Origin of the sequence: Ensifer sp. ZNC0028, from assembly GCF_000799055.1 — a bacterium.
Classification (GTDB): domain Bacteria; phylum Pseudomonadota; class Alphaproteobacteria; order Rhizobiales; family Rhizobiaceae; genus Ensifer.
In genome coordinates this window covers 30,848-46,166 of record NZ_JTLA01000100.1, presented here as the reverse complement: position 1 = coordinate 46,166, position 15,319 = coordinate 30,848, and the positions used below count along the sequence as shown (strand labels likewise).

At 64.9% G+C, this 15,319-nt stretch carries 17 protein-coding genes; 8 read left to right on the top strand and 9 right to left on the bottom strand.

All coding sequences use genetic code 11. The features are described from left to right. Positions 1 to 86: 86 nt before the first annotated feature. On the bottom strand, positions 87 to 455 hold the full coding sequence (locus tag L981_RS22840; RefSeq protein ID WP_043621527.1) for a hypothetical protein: 369 nt from the start codon (positions 453 to 455) through the stop codon (positions 87 to 89). Between the two features lie 391 nt (positions 456 to 846). Further along, positions 847 to 1,458, bottom strand: a complete 612-nt coding sequence (locus L981_RS35835; protein WP_082006128.1) for a TetR/AcrR family transcriptional regulator — start codon at positions 1,456 to 1,458, stop codon at positions 847 to 849. 116 nt (positions 1,459 to 1,574) lie between these two features. Here L981_RS35835 and L981_RS22830 point away from each other — a divergent pair, with 116 nt between their 5' ends. Further along, the gene (locus L981_RS22830; RefSeq protein ID WP_043621524.1) at positions 1,575 to 2,186 is read left to right on the top strand and encodes a class I SAM-dependent methyltransferase; all 612 of its coding nucleotides are present in this window, start codon (positions 1,575 to 1,577) and stop codon (positions 2,184 to 2,186) included. Between the two features lie 24 nt (positions 2,187 to 2,210). Further along, positions 2,211 to 3,221 (top strand): NAD-dependent epimerase/dehydratase family protein, encoded by a 1,011-nt coding sequence (locus L981_RS22825; protein WP_043621521.1) that lies wholly within the window; start codon positions 2,211 to 2,213, stop codon positions 3,219 to 3,221. Positions 3,222 to 3,233: 12 nt separating this feature from the next. Here L981_RS22825 and cax read toward each other — a convergent pair whose 3' ends face one another. After that, entirely contained in the window at positions 3,234 to 4,334 is a 1,101-nt protein-coding gene (gene cax / locus L981_RS22820) for a calcium/proton exchanger (protein ID WP_043621518.1), read from the bottom strand. Between the two features lie 271 nt (positions 4,335 to 4,605). Here cax and L981_RS22815 point away from each other — a divergent pair, with 271 nt between their 5' ends. Both L981_RS22815 and L981_RS22810 read left to right on the top strand, forming a co-directional pair. After that, complete coding sequence (locus L981_RS22815) at positions 4,606 to 6,618, top strand: ATP-binding protein (protein ID WP_043621542.1); 2,013 nt, start codon at positions 4,606 to 4,608, stop codon at positions 6,616 to 6,618. A 132-nt stretch (positions 6,619 to 6,750) separates the two neighbouring features. Further along, entirely contained in the window at positions 6,751 to 7,464 is a 714-nt protein-coding gene (locus L981_RS22810; RefSeq protein ID WP_043621515.1) for a class I SAM-dependent methyltransferase, read from the top strand. A 21-nt stretch (positions 7,465 to 7,485) separates the two neighbouring features. Here L981_RS22810 and L981_RS22805 read toward each other — a convergent pair whose 3' ends face one another. Continuing rightward, positions 7,486 to 7,899: a helix-turn-helix domain-containing protein gene (locus L981_RS22805; protein ID WP_245281695.1), complete on the bottom strand. Its 414-nt coding sequence runs from the start codon at positions 7,897 to 7,899 to the stop codon at positions 7,486 to 7,488. A gap of 160 nt (positions 7,900 to 8,059) precedes the next feature. Here L981_RS22805 and L981_RS22800 point away from each other — a divergent pair, with 160 nt between their 5' ends. Both L981_RS22800 and L981_RS22795 read left to right on the top strand, forming a co-directional pair. Further along, on the top strand, positions 8,060 to 8,452 hold the full coding sequence (locus L981_RS22800) for an MAPEG family protein (RefSeq protein ID WP_043621511.1): 393 nt from the start codon (positions 8,060 to 8,062) through the stop codon (positions 8,450 to 8,452). Positions 8,453 to 8,570: 118 nt separating this feature from the next. Beyond that, complete coding sequence (locus L981_RS22795) at positions 8,571 to 8,972, top strand: VOC family protein (protein ID WP_043621508.1); 402 nt, start codon at positions 8,571 to 8,573, stop codon at positions 8,970 to 8,972. A gap of 19 nt (positions 8,973 to 8,991) precedes the next feature. Here L981_RS22795 and miaA read toward each other — a convergent pair whose 3' ends face one another. Beyond that, positions 8,992 to 9,903 carry a tRNA (adenosine(37)-N6)-dimethylallyltransferase MiaA gene (gene miaA, locus L981_RS22790; RefSeq protein WP_043621505.1) on the bottom strand — a complete coding sequence of 304 codons (912 nt, stop codon included), beginning with the start codon at positions 9,901 to 9,903 and terminating at the stop codon, positions 8,992 to 8,994. On the opposite strand from miaA, the gene serB reads away from it, so the two are divergent. Together serB and L981_RS22780 are read left to right on the top strand one after the other, a co-directional pair. Further along, positions 9,902 to 10,789, top strand: coding sequence for a phosphoserine phosphatase SerB (serB, locus tag L981_RS22785; protein WP_043621501.1), 888 nt, complete (start codon positions 9,902 to 9,904; stop codon positions 10,787 to 10,789). The two genes, miaA and serB, sit on opposite strands and share 2 nt — an antisense overlap. Continuing rightward, a complete protein-coding gene (locus tag L981_RS22780; protein ID WP_043621499.1) occupies positions 10,786 to 11,361 on the top strand; it encodes a GNAT family N-acetyltransferase in 576 nt (191 codons plus the stop codon). Before serB ends, L981_RS22780 begins: the two co-directional genes overlap by 4 nt. Before the next feature lie 89 nt (positions 11,362 to 11,450). Here L981_RS22780 and L981_RS22775 read toward each other — a convergent pair whose 3' ends face one another. The 4 genes from L981_RS22775 to L981_RS22760 all read right to left on the bottom strand — a co-directional run bounded on the left by L981_RS22775 (position 11,451) and on the right by L981_RS22760 (position 15,315). After that, positions 11,451 to 12,356, bottom strand: coding sequence for a LysR substrate-binding domain-containing protein (locus L981_RS22775; protein ID WP_043621497.1), 906 nt, complete (start codon positions 12,354 to 12,356; stop codon positions 11,451 to 11,453). A gap of 588 nt (positions 12,357 to 12,944) precedes the next feature. Further along, complete coding sequence (locus L981_RS22770) at positions 12,945 to 14,465, bottom strand: DegQ family serine endoprotease (protein WP_082006127.1); 1,521 nt, start codon at positions 14,463 to 14,465, stop codon at positions 12,945 to 12,947. Positions 14,466 to 14,736: 271 nt separating this feature from the next. Further along, on the bottom strand, positions 14,737 to 15,123 hold the full coding sequence (locus tag L981_RS22765; RefSeq protein WP_043621496.1) for an ACT domain-containing protein: 387 nt from the start codon (positions 15,121 to 15,123) through the stop codon (positions 14,737 to 14,739). Positions 15,124 to 15,129: 6 nt separating this feature from the next. Further along, positions 15,130 to 15,315, bottom strand: a complete 186-nt coding sequence (locus tag L981_RS22760; RefSeq protein ID WP_034792618.1) for a DUF2065 domain-containing protein — start codon at positions 15,313 to 15,315, stop codon at positions 15,130 to 15,132. Positions 15,316 to 15,319: the final 4 nt, after the last annotated feature.

Sequence of the window (15,319 nt, the reverse complement as noted above, 5' to 3'; positions counted from 1 at the left end):
GGCCTCGCGGCAGCGAGCCGCAACGGCGCCGTCAGGCTGATCTGCGCACGACGCGCCGGCTCTCCGGCGCGTCGTGGCCCCTGTCGCTAGAACCGCAAGAACCCGACAAGCGGCGGCATGATGGAGCCGCGGCCATCGCTGATGAACGGCGCCAGTCCCGCGACCACCTCTTCGCTCGGATTGCCATAGACTTCGAGCCGCTCCACCGTGCAGTGGGCGGAGACGTCGTTGATATGCGCATCCGACATCTGCCAGTGCCGGAGCACGTCCTCGGAATTGCGGTAGAGCTGGATGCTCACCGCCTGCATTCCTTTCTCGTCGATGAAGGTCTGCACCATCAGCTGCGGCGCATGTGCTTCGACGAAGGCGATCGCGCTGCGCACAGCCTCGCAGAACGGTTCAAGATGGCCGGGCGTAATCCTCATCAGGTTTCGGAAAAGCAGTTGCTCGGTCATGCGTCCTCCCTGTCGCGCATCGTTGGCTCCCCGGGCCGGATTCAGGCCGGGGATGGCGTTCGGGTGAACGCCCAAGGAGAGGTTTGTAGGAGCTCAAGCATGGTTGAGGTCAAGCGCCGAATACCAGAGCAATATTAGAGGTCGGCCGCGTGCGCATGCACCCGGCATTAACACTTGCCGTGGCAAATTAGCTTGGCTGCATGATGCAGCTTAAAAACAAAGGCAATGAGATGCTTGACCTTTCCTTTCTCACTCCCCTCCTCCTCAGTTTCGGCGCGATCTACCTGTTCTTTCGCTGGGTCGTGTTCGATATGAACGCCCCGAAATAGAACCGCCCAAAGGCTGCCTCCGCGCACGCCTGCGATCCCCAAGGGAAACGCGGAGGCGACCCCTATTCGTCGACAAGTCGCGCGACCAGATCGCCAAGCACGCGCTCGAGTGCGGCGTCGCGATCCTTACTCAGCGCGTCGAGTCCCACCACCTGGCGCATGATCTGGACGCCGGCGACCAGTGACATCAACAGCGCCGCACGCTCGGCCGCGTCGGCGCCTGAAAGGGCTTCGGTCACGTTCTTCTGGTGATGGCTTTCCACCACCGCACGCGCGATCACCACCGCCCGCTCGTTGGAGATCGAACGCAGCATGATCAAGAAGCCGTCGAGCGCGGTCGCCTCCGGTTCCGTCACCTTGAGCAGCGCCTTGCTGATGCGCGCCGCCCGATCCGGTGCCGCAAGCGTCTCTGGCGTCGCTATGATCGGCCGCCTGTTGGCGGTCGAAAGCACTTCGGCAAACAACCCCTCCTTCGACCCGAAATAGCGGTTGATCAGCATCGCCGTCACCCCGGCCCCTTCGGCGATTTCGCGCACGCCGGCGCCCTCATAGCCCGACGCGATGAAGGCGGCCCGTGCGGATTCCAGAATGGCGGCGCGCGTGGCGGCCGCGTCGCGGCGGCGCCCGTCCTTTTCCGCAGACGGCTTTTCGGCAGACGGCTTTTTGGCGGACATGGCTTCCCCTTAGTATACACATGTAGACATTCGCATGAATCGGAAGTATACGGATGTAGACATACTGCCGCAACGCACCGTGCCGCAGAGCCTTCATTTCATCCACGGAGCCCCACGTGACAAGCATTTGCGCCTACAGCGACAGTCTCAATTTCTTCCGCGCCTGGCTGTCAGATCCCTTGCGTGTCGCCTCCGTCACGCCCTCTTCCCGGTCGCTTGCCCGGCTGATCACACGCGAGATCGACCCTCGCCATGGCCCGGTGCTCGAACTTGGCCCTGGCACCGGCGTCTTTACCCGCGCGCTGATCGCGCGCGGCGTACGCGAGCAGGACCTCGTCCTCGTCGAAAGCGGACCGGACTTCGCCGCCGTGCTCAAGGGCCGTTTCCCGGCCTCCACCATACTTGCGATCGATGCGGCGCGGCTCGCCGAAGGCCGGCCCGAGATTTCGACGGGCATCGGCGCTGCCGTCAGCGGCCTGCCGCTGCTTTCCATGCCCACCCGCAAGGTTATCGCAATCCTCTCCGGTATCTTCCTGCACATGCGGCCGGGGGGCCATCTCTACCAGTTCACCTACGGTCCGCGCTGCCCGATCCCGCGGCCGCTGCTCGACCGGCTCGGCCTTCGCGCCCGGCACGTCGGCGGCACCATCAGAAACTTCCCGCCCGCCTCCGTCTACCGGATCAGCCGGCGCCAACCCTTCGCAGCCATGCGCAGGACCGGCGACTGACGCAACGAAAGAAGATGAAAACCGATGAATGAATGTGTTCTCGTCACCGGCGGCACCGGCTTCGTCGCCCGCTGGTGCATCGTCTCCCTGCTCGAGCGCGGCTACCACGTTCGCGCGACCTTGCGCGATATGGCAAAGGCCGAGGCCGTCAGGCGCTCCATCGCCGCCGTCAGCGACGCCACCGACCGCCTGTCCTTCACGAAAGCCGATCTGACCAGCGATGACGGCTGGGCCGAGGCGATGGCGGGCTGCACCTATGTGCTGCACGTCGCCTCGCCGCTCAGCGGCGTTTCCGGCAGCGGTCGCGCGGCCTATGTTACGCCGGCGCGCGAAGGCACGCTGCGGGTGCTTTCCGCCGCCGTCGATGCCGGCATCCGGCGTGTGGTGATGACTTCGGCGGCAGCCACCACCCGGCCGCCGCTGGATTCGGGCCTAACCAGCGACGAGACGCGCTGGGCCGACCCCGACGACCCGCAATTCGACAACTACCGCGTCTCCAAGATCCTTGCCGAACGCGCCGCCTGGAAGTTCATGGCCGGCAAGGCAACGGAATTCGCCACGGTGCTGCCCGGCGCCGTCTTCGGCCCGGTGCTTTCGAGTGAAAATCTCGGCTCGGTGAAGATCATCGGCGACCTCGTCGCCGGCCGGCCGCGGTTCCTGCCGCGCCTCGGCTTCTGGGTGGTGGACGTGCGCGATCTCGCCGACCTGCACGTCACCGCCATGACCGCGCCGGAGGCTGCAGGCGAACGCTTCCTCGCTGCCGGCGACTTCCAGTGGATGGAGGATATCGCCGCCACGCTGCGGTCGGGCCTCGGCGTCGATGGCGGCAAGGTGCCGACGCGACGGCTGCCGACCGCGCTCGTGCGGCTGCTGGCCCCGCTCAGCGCCGACCTGAAGCCGCTGGCGCCGCTGCTCGGTCGCAAGTTTGCGCTGTCCTCCGACAAGGCCCGGCGCGTGCTTGGCTTTGCACCGAGGCCGGTGAGCGCCACCCTCCTCGACTGCGCCCGCAGCCTGATTGCGCCCGGCGGGCGCTGATTTCAGCCGGCCTCAGGGCAGGACCTGCGGCGGCAGCAGGAACAGCGTCATGCCAAAGATCACATAGACGGTGAGCGCCAGCACGCCCATGTACCAGGCAGACCGCCCGCCGTTGGAAAGCAGCGTCGCGGCCATGGTCGAGACCAGCATCATCACGATCGCCCCCGGCCAGAACTGCAGGTCCATCGGTTGCGGCCCGAGCACGTAACTCAGGAGCACCAGCAGCGGCGCCACGAAGAGCGCAATCTGCACGGCGCTGCCGAGCGCAATGCCGACGCTGAGGTCGAGCCGATCCTTGCGCGCCGCGGAGAAAGCCGTCGCCATCTCGGCGGCAGCACCCACCAGCGCGACGACGACGAAGCCGACAAAGGCCGGCGTCATGCCAAGCTCTTCGGCCGCCACCTGCACCGAGCTGACGAAGACTTCGCTGACGAGCGCCACAAGAACCGTCACCACCAGCAGGACGACGATACCCACCGAAAGCGGCCAATGCGGTTCATCGCCGCCATGCTCCGATGCAGCCGAGGCGAAAAGCTCGCTGTGGGTCTTCAGCGAAAACAGCATCCAGAGCCCATAGGCTATGATGAGTACGACGGAGAGACCCGCGCTCAGTTGCTGGGTGAAGGCTGCCTGAGGCTGGCCGTCGGCAGCCCCGATCAGCGACGGCACGAGAACGGCGATCGTCGCCATGAACAGCAGGCTCGACAGAAAGCGCGCATTCACCCGGTTGAACTCCTGCAGGTGAAACTTGAGCCCACCGAGCAGAAACGAACCGCCGAGCATGAACAGCGTGTTGGTGACGATCGCACCGGCGATCGAGGCCTTGACCAGCAGATACTGGCCGGCGGCGAGCGCCATCAGCGCAATGACAAGCTCCGTCAGGTTGCCGAGCGTCGCATTGAGCAGTGCGCCCACCGTGTCGCCGGTGCGGGCCGCGACCGCCTCTGTCGCCTGGCTCAAAAGTGCGGCGAGCGGCACGATCGCCGCCACCGACAGCAGGAAGAGCAGCGTATGGGCGTCCGGCCAGATATGCTCGCCGGCGATGGCGATGGGCACGAAGACGATCAGCCAGAGAATGGGTGTACGACGAAAATGATCCAGTGCATCGCTCATGGCCGTTTCCCCCTAGCCCCTTGAGCACCCGCAGTCCGAAGCGCCCTCCCGGTTCGCAAGACGAGTCGCTTGAACGCACTGTAATTATCCCGCGTTCGGCATGAGCCCGCATTGACTTTCGTCAAGTCCTGCAGCCGCGCGTTGAAACTACGGGCCGGAGCGCTGAGATCCGCTGGGGCAGTGCGCGCCTCTTCACGGGGCAAGCGCTGCGAAACCACTTATTAAATCCCCTTGGCTAACATGAAGCGCCGTATTGCCGGGGTTTCTCGCGTTGCTGAACAATGAACTTCATTCCTCGATCCGTGCCGGAGAGCAGGATCGCCGTGATGGCCTGAAGCCTGGCAACCGTTTCCTCGGACGGGTGGTTGCCTGCAACGGCGCGCGCGCCACGATCGCTGCCATTGCTGAAAGCGGCGAGACGTCGCTGACCGAACTCTGGTCCGTCGGCCGGCTGATCTCCATTTCCGTCGGCAGGAACCGCGTGGTGGCGCTGGTCTATTCGATGCAGACAGCCTCCAGCGAGTGGGGCGAAGAGGCCAACAACACCTTCCGGATCGAAGTCGAGTTGATGGGCGAGGTCCACAGGGGGCCTGACGGTCGCGAAGAGTTTTCCGCCGGCATCAGCCAGTACCCCTATCTCGGCGCCATCGCCCACCGCATCCGCGCTGCCGACCTTGCGCGCATCTACGATTCCGGCCGCAACGACAGCTGCATCATCGGCAAGCTGACCCAGGACGAGAGCCTCGACGCCACGATCCACGTGCCCTCGATGCTCGCCAAGCATTTCGCGATCGTCGGCACGACCGGCGTCGGCAAGTCGACCGCCGTCACGCTGCTGCTCAACAAGGCGATATCGGCCGATCCGAAGCTGCGCGTGCTGATCCTCGACCCGCACAACGAATTCGCCGCCGCCTTCCCCGACCTTGCCGTCGTCATCGACACCGATACGCTCGACCTGCCGTTCTGGTTCTTCCGGCTTGACGAGTTCGCCGAAGTGATCTTCCGCGGCCGTCCGGCGCCGCCGGACGAACTCGACATGCTGCGCGACATCATCCCCGAGGCGAAGAAGGCCTTCCGTGGCGGTGGCAGCGACGGCATCGTGCGCCGACAGACCGAAAAGAGCTCGATCACCGCCGACACGCCGGTGCCCTACCGCATCGCCGACCTGCTCGCGCTGATCGACGAGCGCATCGGCCGGCTCGAAGGGCGCAACGACAAGCCGCATCTGCGCTCGCTCAAGGTCAAGATCGTCTCGGCGATCAACGATCCGCGCTATCATTTCATGTTCTCCTCGAACACGATCACCGACACCATCCAGGACACGATCGCCCGGGTGTTTCGCATTCCCGGCGACGGCCGGCCGATCGCCACCTTCCAGCTGGCCGGCATCCCCTCGGAAGTCGTCAACTCTGTTGCCTCAGTGCTTTGCCGCATGGCGTTTGAAATCGGACTCTGGAGCAATGGCGGCATCCACATGCTCGTCGTCTGCGAAGAGGCGCACCGCTACGTTCCGGCCGATCCGTCGCTCGGCTTTCTGCCGACCCGCCAGGCGATCGCCCGCATCGCCAAGGAGGGCCGTAAATACGGCGTCTCGCTCGGCATCATCACCCAGCGCCCCGGCGAACTCGATCCGACGATCCTGTCGCAGTGCTCGACGGTCTTTGCCATGCGGCTTGCCAACGACCGCGACCAGGACATCATCCGCTCGGCCATTCCGAACTCATCGACCTCGACCACCAGCTTCATTTCCTCGATCGGCAACGGCGAGGCGATCGCGTTCGGTGAGGCTGTCGCCGTGCCGATGCGCATGCGGTTCTCCCGCATTGCCGAGGAGCGCCTGCCGCGCGCCCACGGGATCATCGACCGCATCGACGAGGACCATCCGCCGACTGTCGACCTGCGCGCGATCGTCAGCCGGATGCGCGCCATCAACGGGCCGGATATTTCGAACTTCCAGCAGAGCTACATCGCTGCACAGACCGCCAGCGAAGAACAACGCTGGGAAGCGGAACTGGGCGCCACGGCAGAAACCAAGCCGCAACAGGGCCTCAGCGAGCCACAGGTCGAAATCGAGCCCTATCGTCCGGACATGCTTCCGCGCGCGCCTGCCCCCGTCAACCCGGAGCTGGAGCGCTTCAACCAGATCCGCCAGCAGCTCCTGAACGAGCCGCCCGCGACCGACCAACGCCGCCCGGACCCCGCGTCCGGCGAGCGCCCGCGCCAAGGCTCGCTTCGCGAAAGCCTGTTGAAGCGCCCGCTCGGCAGCATCATCCGCAAGCCATAGTTTGCGGCACCGGTCGACCAGGCGGCACCGCACATTCGGCCTTGCCCGATCGCGGCACCGGCCGATAGGATAGTCATTTCAATCGCTTCGACAGCCGAATGGCGCCTTCCGGCGGGCCGCGGAGGAACAATCTTGTCTGAGAACGACTACGACGCCTTTGCGGCAGACTATGATGCCGACAACGAAAACAACGCATGGAACGCCTATTACGAGCGGCCGGCGACCCTGTCTCTCGCCGGCGACGTCGCCGGCCTTCGGGTGCTCGACGCCGGCTGCGGCGGCGGCGCGCATGCAGCAGCGCTGATCGAGCGCGGCGCCACGGTGACGGGCATCGACCGGAGCGCCGGTCTGCTGGAAATCGCCCGGCGTCGCCTCGAAGGGGGTGCGCGATTACTGCTGGCCGATCTGAGCGAACCCCTGCCATTTGACGACGGCGCCTTCGATCTCGTCGTGGCATCGCTCGTCATGCACTATCTGGAGGACTGGTCGCTTCCGCTTTTGGAATTCAACCGGGTTCTGGCGAAGGGCGGCCGGCTGGTTCTTTCCACCCATCACCCGTTCATGGACCACCCGCTCTCCGGTCACGACAACTACTTCGAGACCTATCGCTTCGACGATACCTGGGAACGCGGCGGCAGGACCATCCACATGCGCTTCTGGCACCGCCCGCTGCATGCCATGTTCGACGCGTTCAAATCGGCAGGCTTTGCCATCGAGACGGTGAGCGAGCCTGAACCCGATCCGCGCGCCCGCACGCTCTTTCCGAAAGCCCATAAGAGCCTCACGACCGAGCCGCGCTTCCTCTTCTTCTCGCTCGTGAAGGCGGGAGACCGGCAACCCCATTGAAGCCGGTTGGACAGGAAAAACTCAGATCCCGAGGATTTCCTCGTGCGCCCCGGTCGCGCCCCAGCGGACGATCTCGGCCAGGATCGGCATCAACGCTCGGCCCTGGTCGGTCAGGCTGTACTCCACCTTGCGCGGCACCACCGGATAGTCCCGACGGCTGATCAGGCCGCGCTCCTCCAGCTCCCGCAATTCGCGGCTGAGAACACGCGGCGTGATCGGTTTTCCAAGCCCGCCCCGAAGCAGCGAGCGCCCAATCTCGCCATAGCGATGCGTGCCGCCTTCGAGCACGCAGAGGATGTGCAGCTTGTAGCGCCCGCCGACGATCCGGGTAAAGGCGATGGCAGGGCAGAGCCGGATATGGCTCATGTCGAGCCCGGTCAGGCTGGACACTTTCGGGCCTACGCCACGTCCGGGTTCCACGGCTTGTTCCGTCATGCAGGCGGCCCTCCGTACTATCCTATTTGTCCGTATTTACGATATCATACCAAAGAGTTAGCGTCCTTCCAGCGAAACATTGCAGGGAGGAAGGCACGATGGCAAAGCGCGACCGGGCGAACTCACTGGCGCCGTCCGAGACGGCTTTCGGAGCGCGGCCATGAGTGTTGAGATGACCGTTCTGGCGCTCGGCTGCGTCTTCGGCATCGTCCAGGTTTTCGTCGCGGCGCAACTCCAGACCCGCCAGCATGGACTCGCCTGGTCGCTCTCGTCGCGCGAGGTGGCCATGCCGCCGCCGACACCCCTGGTCGGCCGGCTGAAACGCGCGCAGGCAAATTTTCTCGAGACTTTTCCCTTCGCTGCGTCCGCGCTGCTGGCGGTCGAAATCACCGGCGCAAACGACGCGACGACGGGACTCGGTGCGATCGTCTGGCTTTCGGCGCGCCTGGCCTTCTGGCTCGCCTATGCGATCGGCATCCCCGTGCTGCGCTCGGCCCTGTTTGCGACCAGCATCATCGGGATCGGACTGGTGCTGTGGCCGCTGCTGGCGTGACGACGACGGTCGGAAGCAACGGTGGAACAATCGGGCAAGCCACCCGTTGTCGTGGCGACACCTTGGGGTAGTATCGCTCAAGAGGCTGTCGAACGGCCGACGAGGACGGGAGCGCGCCATGGTCACAAGCATCACCCCTTTCCTGATGTTCCAGGATGGCGTCGCCGACGCGGCCATGGCCTTCTACGTCTCGCTGTTTCCCAATGCCGAGGTGCTGGAGGTCGAGCGCTACGGCCCGGGCGAGCAAGGCCCCGAAGGCAGCGTCAAGGTGGCGCTCTTCCGGCTCGGCGCGCAGCGGGTCAAATGCATCGACAGCCCGGTCAGGCACGCCTTCGACTTCACCCCATCCTTTTCCTTCTTCGTCGAATGCCAGAGCGAGGATGAGATCATCACGCTCTCGGGCATGCTCGCCGAAGGCGGGGCGGTGTTGATGCCGCTCGGCAATTATGGCTTCAGCCAGCGTTTCAGCTGGGTCAACGACCGCTTCGGCGTGTCCTGGCAGTTGAACCTCGCCGACTGATCCGCGCCAGCAGCACTCGTCAAAGCACCTCCTCGGCGCTGGCGATCCGCTGCCAGCTGTCGTCAAGCTGGTTGCGGAACCACGTCATCTGCCGCTTGGCATATTGCCGCGTGGCCGCAGCGCCCAACTCGACCACCTCGGCCTCGTCGAGTTCGCCCTTCAGAAGGGCTGCGATCTGGCTGACGCCGATCGCCTTCATAACAGGCATTTCCGGTGGCAGCTGGAGGGAAAGCAGCGCCTTGACCTCGTCGATTGCACCGCCGGCAAGCATCAACTGGAAGCGCTGGTTGATGCGATCGTGCAGGAGCTTTCGCTCCGGCAGCACCACATATTTCTTGGCCCGGTTCGGGTCGACGATGACAGGCCCGGTCTGCTGCTGGAAAAAGCGGATCGGCTTGCCGGTCGCCTCCACCACTTCGAGCGCCCGCACGATCCGCTGGCCGTCGCCGGGCTTCAGTGTCGCCGCCGTTTCCGGATCCCTGGCTTGAAGGTCGCGATAAAGCGCCTCCGGCCCTTCCGCCTTCAGCCGTTCGCGAAGCCTTTCCCGGATTGCTGCCGGGATTTCGGGCATATCCGAGAGCCCGCCGGTCAGCGCCTTGAAATAGAGCCCCGTGCCGCCGACGAAGACCGGCAAGCGCCCCTCGCCCTTCAGCCGCGCGACCAGAGCCTGCGCCTCGCGCGCCCAGGCGCCGGTGGAATAGGCGGATGCTGCCGGCACATGGCCGTAAAGACAGTGCTCGATGCCACCCATGTCGGCCTCGTCCGGCCGCGCCGTCAAAAGCCGCAGCGTGTCATAGACCTGCATGCTGTCGGCATTGACGACCACGCCGCCGTGCCGGCGCGCCAATTCGACGGCAAGCGCAGACTTGCCGCTGGCGGTCGGCCCGGTTATCAGGATCGCGTCGCTCTCGGTATCAAGGTTGTTGTCCATGGCTCTCGTTGCCACGCTTATCGCCAATCCGTCAAATCCTGTTCTGACGCCAGCACTGGCGGAAGCCGCCGCTGACGCCGTCAAGGCATCCGGCCTCTATTGGCTCGCCGATGGCGTCGCCTGCGATATCGCGCTGACCGACGGCACCGATCCGGATGCGGCCGAAGCCCTGCTGCGCGGCGTGATCGGCGATGCGCCGGTCGATGTCGCCGTGCAGGAGGCCGAGAGCCGCCGCAAGAAGCTGCTCATCGCCGACATGGATTCGACCATGATCGGCCAGGAATGCATCGACGAACTCGCCGCCGAAGTCGGCCTGAAAGACAAGGTGGCAACGATCACCGCCCGCGCCATGAACGGCGAGATCGCCTTCGAGCCGGCACTGATCGAACGCGTCGCCCTGCTGAAGGGCCTGCCGCTCGGCGTCGTCGACGAGGTCATCGCCAAGCGCATCACGCTGACCCCGGGCGGTAAACAACTGATCGCGACGATGAAGAGCAAGGGCCACTATACCGCGCTGGTCTCCGGCGGCTTCACCGTCTTTACCGGCCCGATCGCCGAGATGCTGGGCTTTGACGAGAACCGCGCCAACACGCTGATCGCCGAAGACGGTATCCTCACCGGCGAAGTTGCCGATCCCATCCTCGGCAAGCAGGCCAAGGTCGACTCGCTGATCGAGATCGCCGACCGCCTCGGCATCTCCACCGACGACGCCCTTGCGGTCGGCGACGGCGCCAACGATCTCGGCATGATCCAGCTTGCCGGCACCGGCGTGGCGCTGCATGCCAAGCCCGTCGTTGCCGAGCAGGCGAAGGTCCGCATCGACCACGGCGACCTCACCGCCCTTCTCTATCTGCAGGGCTATCGCAAGACGGATTTCGCCGGATGATCATTGCCGAGACCGCGCGGCTTCGCATCCGGACGTGGAAGGAGAGCGACCGCGCGCTCTTCTTCACGATCAACAGCGACCCCACGGTGATGGAGTTCTTTCCCTTCCGCCGCAGCCGCGAAGAGGCCGATGCGCTCTTTGCACGCGTCGGCCGCGGTATCGCAGAAACCGGCTTCGGTTTCTTCGCCGTGGCGCTCAAGGCCGACGACCGACCGATCGGCTTCTGCGGCCTCGCGCTCACCGATCTGGAGCCGCACCTGCCCAAGGGAACGGTCGAGATCGGCTGGCGGCTGGCAACGCCCTTTTGGGGCAAGGGCTACGTCACCGAAGCGGCCAGCGCGCTGCTGCGCTATGGCTTCGAGGACAGGGGCTTGAGCGAGGTCGTCTCCTTCGCGGTTCCCGCCAACACCCGCTCGACGGCCGTGATGCAACGGATCGGCATGCACCGCGACCCAAGCCGCGACTTCGATCACCCCCGCGTCCCAACCGACCAGCCGGCCCTGATCCGACATGTGCTCTATGCCATCAGCGCCGAGGAATGGCGCGCGCACCGTTCAAAGGCTGGGACGTAAGCCGCCGCTTTCGAACGTGCCCCTCACTGCCCTGCCGGACATTTCTCCCCGCAAGCCGAGGGAGAGACACCAGTGGTAGACGCCGGCGCTTACCGTGCCTGCCGCCCCGCTCCCGGATAGCTTCGCTCGACCCAGTCGACAAAAGTCCGCGCCGCCTGAGACAAGGCCTCGAAACGTCGCGTCACCAGAAAGAATGCGCCATAGGGAACGGTGACGTTGAAGGGCTGGATCAGCCTTCCGGCCGCGAGATCGTCGAGCGCGTGGTCACGGTCGATCAGGCCGACGCCGCTGCCCCTGACAGTCGCCTGCAGCACCATCGCGCCATCGGCAAAGATCGCGCCGCGCTCCAGCTTGACCGGAGCCACGCCCGCGGCTGCGAACCATTGCTCCCAGAGCGCACGGTTGTCCTCGTGCAGGAGCGCATGCTGCAAGAGGTCCTCCGGCCGGTCGAGCGGCCGGCCGGCCGTGGCAAGCGCCGGCGCGATCACCGGGATCATCTGCACGCGCGCCAGCGGTCGCGCCTCGACCCGCGGCCAGCGTTCCGAGGCCAGGCTGTGGCGAATGGCGATGTCCGCCTCGCCGCTGCGAAACTCGGCAAGTCGCGGATCGGCATCGATCACCAGATCGATGTCCGGGTGCTCCCGCTGGAACTCCTGAAGGTGCGGCACCAGCCAGCAGCCGGCAAAGGACGGCTCGGCGCTCACCCTCAGCGTCTGCGACAGTCGGCGTCCGGACAGCGCATCGAGACTTTCGCTCACCATGTCGAAGGCCAAGGTCAGCGTCGCAAGCAGCGCACGGCCATCGGCCGTCAGGCGTACGCTGCGGTGGTGCCGCTCGAACAGCGGCCTGCCAACCAGTTCCTCGAGTTCCCGCACTTGGCGGCTGATCGCCGCCTGCGAAACGAAGAGTTCGGCCGCGGCCAGCGTGAAACTCTCCAGCCGCCCGGCTGCCTCGAAACTCCGCAACGCCGTCAAGGGCAGTCGTCCACGCTTCATGCATAACCTCAAGTTATCTGAAGGCGACTGTAAACTCGTTTGAGGGATGCCGGCAAGTGGAGTGAAATGGAGATCGGAAAGGAGGTGCGGCAATGCATACGATCATCGAAATTCTGTTCGAAGCTCTCAGGCTGATGACTTTCCAGCCGGCACGCAAGTCGTCCCCGCACCCCACGCAAGCGAGCAACGACTGCTGAAGGAAAGGCACCTCACCGCTTCGGGAATGCCCCCCTCAGCCCAGCCCTCTCCCCGCCGACGGGAGAGGGAACGTACGCCACCGCGAACGCTCTGCTGCGGCACGATCTGAGAAGTCACGGGATCGCTCAGAGAGTGTTGCATGGCGCATGTCTGCGAGCGGGCGCGGCAACGTCCCTTCTTCCCGCAATCGGCGAGAAGGTCCCGGCAGCGAAATGAGGGCTGCGCCTGATACACATTACAAACGCACTGGGCCCCTCGAGCGGACCGCAGCCTTGAATCAAAACCTGAGGAGGCGGATTCAGCTTCTCAGCCCCAGAGGCGATACCACTGAAAAGACTCAGACAATCGGCCTCGACCGATGCCGCAGGATCAGGGAAGGCGCGACGCGCCCTATTCCACCCTGACACTGACGAAGCGCAGTTCGCCGGTCTTGTTGGAGAGCAACAGCTGCGCGTGGCGACGGCCGCTGGATTTCAGCTCCTCGACCCGATCGACCACGTCGGCGGGCGTCTCCATCGCCTCCTGACCGACCTCGACGATGACGTCGCCCGGCTCCACGCGCCGCTCTGCCGCGACCGAATTCGGTGTCACTTCGGTGATCACGACGCCGTCGATGTCTTCAGCAATGCCGTATTTCTTGCGCGCCTCTTCGTTGAGCGTCGCAAGCTTCATGCCGAGCACGACGTCGGTCGCTGGAAGCGGTGCAGCCTCCGGCTTGTCGGGCTTCGCCCCCTCGTCGCCGGTTGCCGCGTCAGCACTTGCAAGCGCGCCATCCTCGAGGCGTCCGAGCGTCACCTTGACTGTCTGTTCCTTGCCGTCGCGGATCACCACCACATCGACCGCCTTGCCGACGGGGCTTTCGGCGACCACGCGTTTCAGGTCGCGCACCTCGCCGACATCATGGCCATCGAATTTGACGATGACGTCGCCGGCCTTGATCTCGCCGTGCGTGATCGGCCCGCCCTCGATGATGCCGGAGACGAGCGCGCCGCGCGGCGCGTCCATCTTCAGGCTCTCGGCGATATCGTCGTTCACCGGCTGGACCCGCACGCCGAGCCAGCCGCGCCGCGTCTCGCCGAAGTCCTTGAGCTGCAGCACCACATTGGCGGCAAGTTCAGTCGGCACGGAGAAGCCGATGCCGATCGAGCCGCCCGTCGGCGAGATGATCGCCGTGTTGATGCCGATCACTTCGCCGGCCATGTTGAACAACGGCCCGCCGGAATTGCCGCGGTTGATCGCTGCGTCCGTCTGGATGAAATTGTCATAGGGGCCGGCGTTGATGTTGCGGCCGCGCGCCGAGATGATGCCGACCGAAACGGAGCCGCCGAGGCCGAACGGGTTGCCGATCGCCATTACCCAGTCACCGATGCGCATCTTGCGCGAATCCCCGAAGGGCACGGCCTTCAACGGCCCTTTCGGTTCGACCTTCAGGACGGCGAGGTCGGTTTGGGTATCCTTGCCGACCAGCGTGGCCTTCAGCTTGCTGCCATTGGCGAAGTTGATCTCGATATCGTCGGCGCCCTCGATCACGTGGTTGTTGGTGACGATATAGCCGGAGGGATCGATGACGAAGCCGGAGCCGAGCGATTCGACCGTGCGCTGGCGGTTACCGCCCTGATTGCCCTGGCCCTTGAAGAATTCGTCGAAATAGCGCTGGTAGGGCGAGCCCTCCGGCACCTGCGGCGCCGGCGCATCGTCGTCGTTCTTGACCTTCTGCGACGTCGCGATGTTGACGACGGCATCCAGCAGTCCGGCGGCGAGATCGGCAACGGAGGCCGGACCATTGCTCGGCGGGCGGATCGCCGTGTTCTGCGCGAGTGCGGTGCTGCTGAAGGCAAGCGCGCCTGCGAGCGCCAGAACGCCCAGGGACGCGCCAAGCGAGTGTACTCGGGATTTTGATCGCGTGGACAATTCGCTTCAGCTCCTCTGGCTGTGTGCGGCGACACCGGCACACCATAGCACTTTGATTCTTCGCATAATTCCGCCTCGACCGAAACCGCCGGCCGGGCTTATGCGGCGGATTTGACAAACGCAAGCCACAAGACCGCAACGTCCGACCTTCCTCTGAAGATAAGGCGGAATTCGGAAGGGTCCAAACACGATTTCCTGATCCTTGCGCAGAAGGGTGCGAAAGGACGGGCGTTCCCGGCCAAGCCGTTACGTCGAGGCCGGGCGCGACTGATCAGGTGGTGAGCTCGTGGCCGTGGTCTTTCAGCGCCTGCACCGCCTTGTCGAGATCGGAGCCGGCAACGAAGATGTAGTCGGTGCTGAAGGTCGAATTGGCAAAGACGCCGACACCGGCGTCCGAAAGCGGCCGGAGCACCGAGGCGAGCACGCCGGGCACGTCAAAGGCAAAATGCTGCTCGACACGGAAGCAGCGCCAGCCGAGCGAACTCTGGACGCTGGAAGGCACGCGGGCGGCCCGGCAGACCAGCGTCATCTCCTCGCGGGAGCTCGACACGGTCCAGAAGCCTGGCCCCGGCAGCCATTCGGGCATGATGGAACCGATATTGAGGCGGGTGATGGCGTATTCGGCATCGACCAGCCGGATCAGCAGTTTATGTGGCATTTCGCATTATCCTCGAAGCAACCATACAAGTCCGACCCCGGCAGCCACGCAAACGAGCCCCGCCAGTCGAAGCTGATGTTCGGGGACATACGGCAAACGCTTCGCCATTTCCACCAAAACCAAAGGGGCCAGTGCGTACACCAGCCCCTCGATGATCAGGAAGAAAGCAAATCCTGTCAGAAAATCTGACATGGTC

What these genes read in the sequence shown, in the direction of transcription:
- L981_RS22840 (WP_043621527.1), bottom strand. Translation starts at nt 455, where the DNA reads ATGACCGAGCAACTGCTTTTCCGAAACCTGATGAGGATTACGCCCGGC.
- L981_RS35835 (WP_082006128.1), bottom strand. Translation starts at nt 1,458, where the DNA reads ATGTCCGCCAAAAAGCCGTCTGCCGAAAAGCCGTCTGCGGAAAAGGAC.
- L981_RS22825 (WP_043621521.1), top strand. Translation starts at nt 2,211, where the DNA reads ATGAATGAATGTGTTCTCGTCACCGGCGGCACCGGCTTCGTCGCCCGC.
- cax (WP_043621518.1), bottom strand. Translation starts at nt 4,334, where the DNA reads ATGAGCGATGCACTGGATCATTTTCGTCGTACACCCATTCTCTGGCTG.
- L981_RS22805 (WP_245281695.1), bottom strand. Translation starts at nt 7,899, where the DNA reads ATGACGGAACAAGCCGTGGAACCCGGACGTGGCGTAGGCCCGAAAGTG.
- L981_RS22800 (WP_043621511.1), top strand. Translation starts at nt 8,060, where the DNA reads ATGAGTGTTGAGATGACCGTTCTGGCGCTCGGCTGCGTCTTCGGCATC.
- L981_RS22795 (WP_043621508.1), top strand. Translation starts at nt 8,571, where the DNA reads ATGGTCACAAGCATCACCCCTTTCCTGATGTTCCAGGATGGCGTCGCC.
- serB (WP_043621501.1), top strand. Translation starts at nt 9,902, where the DNA reads ATGGCTCTCGTTGCCACGCTTATCGCCAATCCGTCAAATCCTGTTCTG.
- miaA (WP_043621505.1), bottom strand. Translation starts at nt 9,903, where the DNA reads ATGGACAACAACCTTGATACCGAGAGCGACGCGATCCTGATAACCGGG.
- L981_RS22780 (WP_043621499.1), top strand. Translation starts at nt 10,786, where the DNA reads ATGATCATTGCCGAGACCGCGCGGCTTCGCATCCGGACGTGGAAGGAG.
- L981_RS22775 (WP_043621497.1), bottom strand. Translation starts at nt 12,356, where the DNA reads ATGAAGCGTGGACGACTGCCCTTGACGGCGTTGCGGAGTTTCGAGGCA.
- L981_RS22765 (WP_043621496.1), bottom strand. Translation starts at nt 15,123, where the DNA reads ATGCCACATAAACTGCTGATCCGGCTGGTCGATGCCGAATACGCCATC.
- L981_RS22760 (WP_034792618.1), bottom strand. Translation starts at nt 15,315, where the DNA reads ATGTCAGATTTTCTGACAGGATTTGCTTTCTTCCTGATCATCGAGGGG.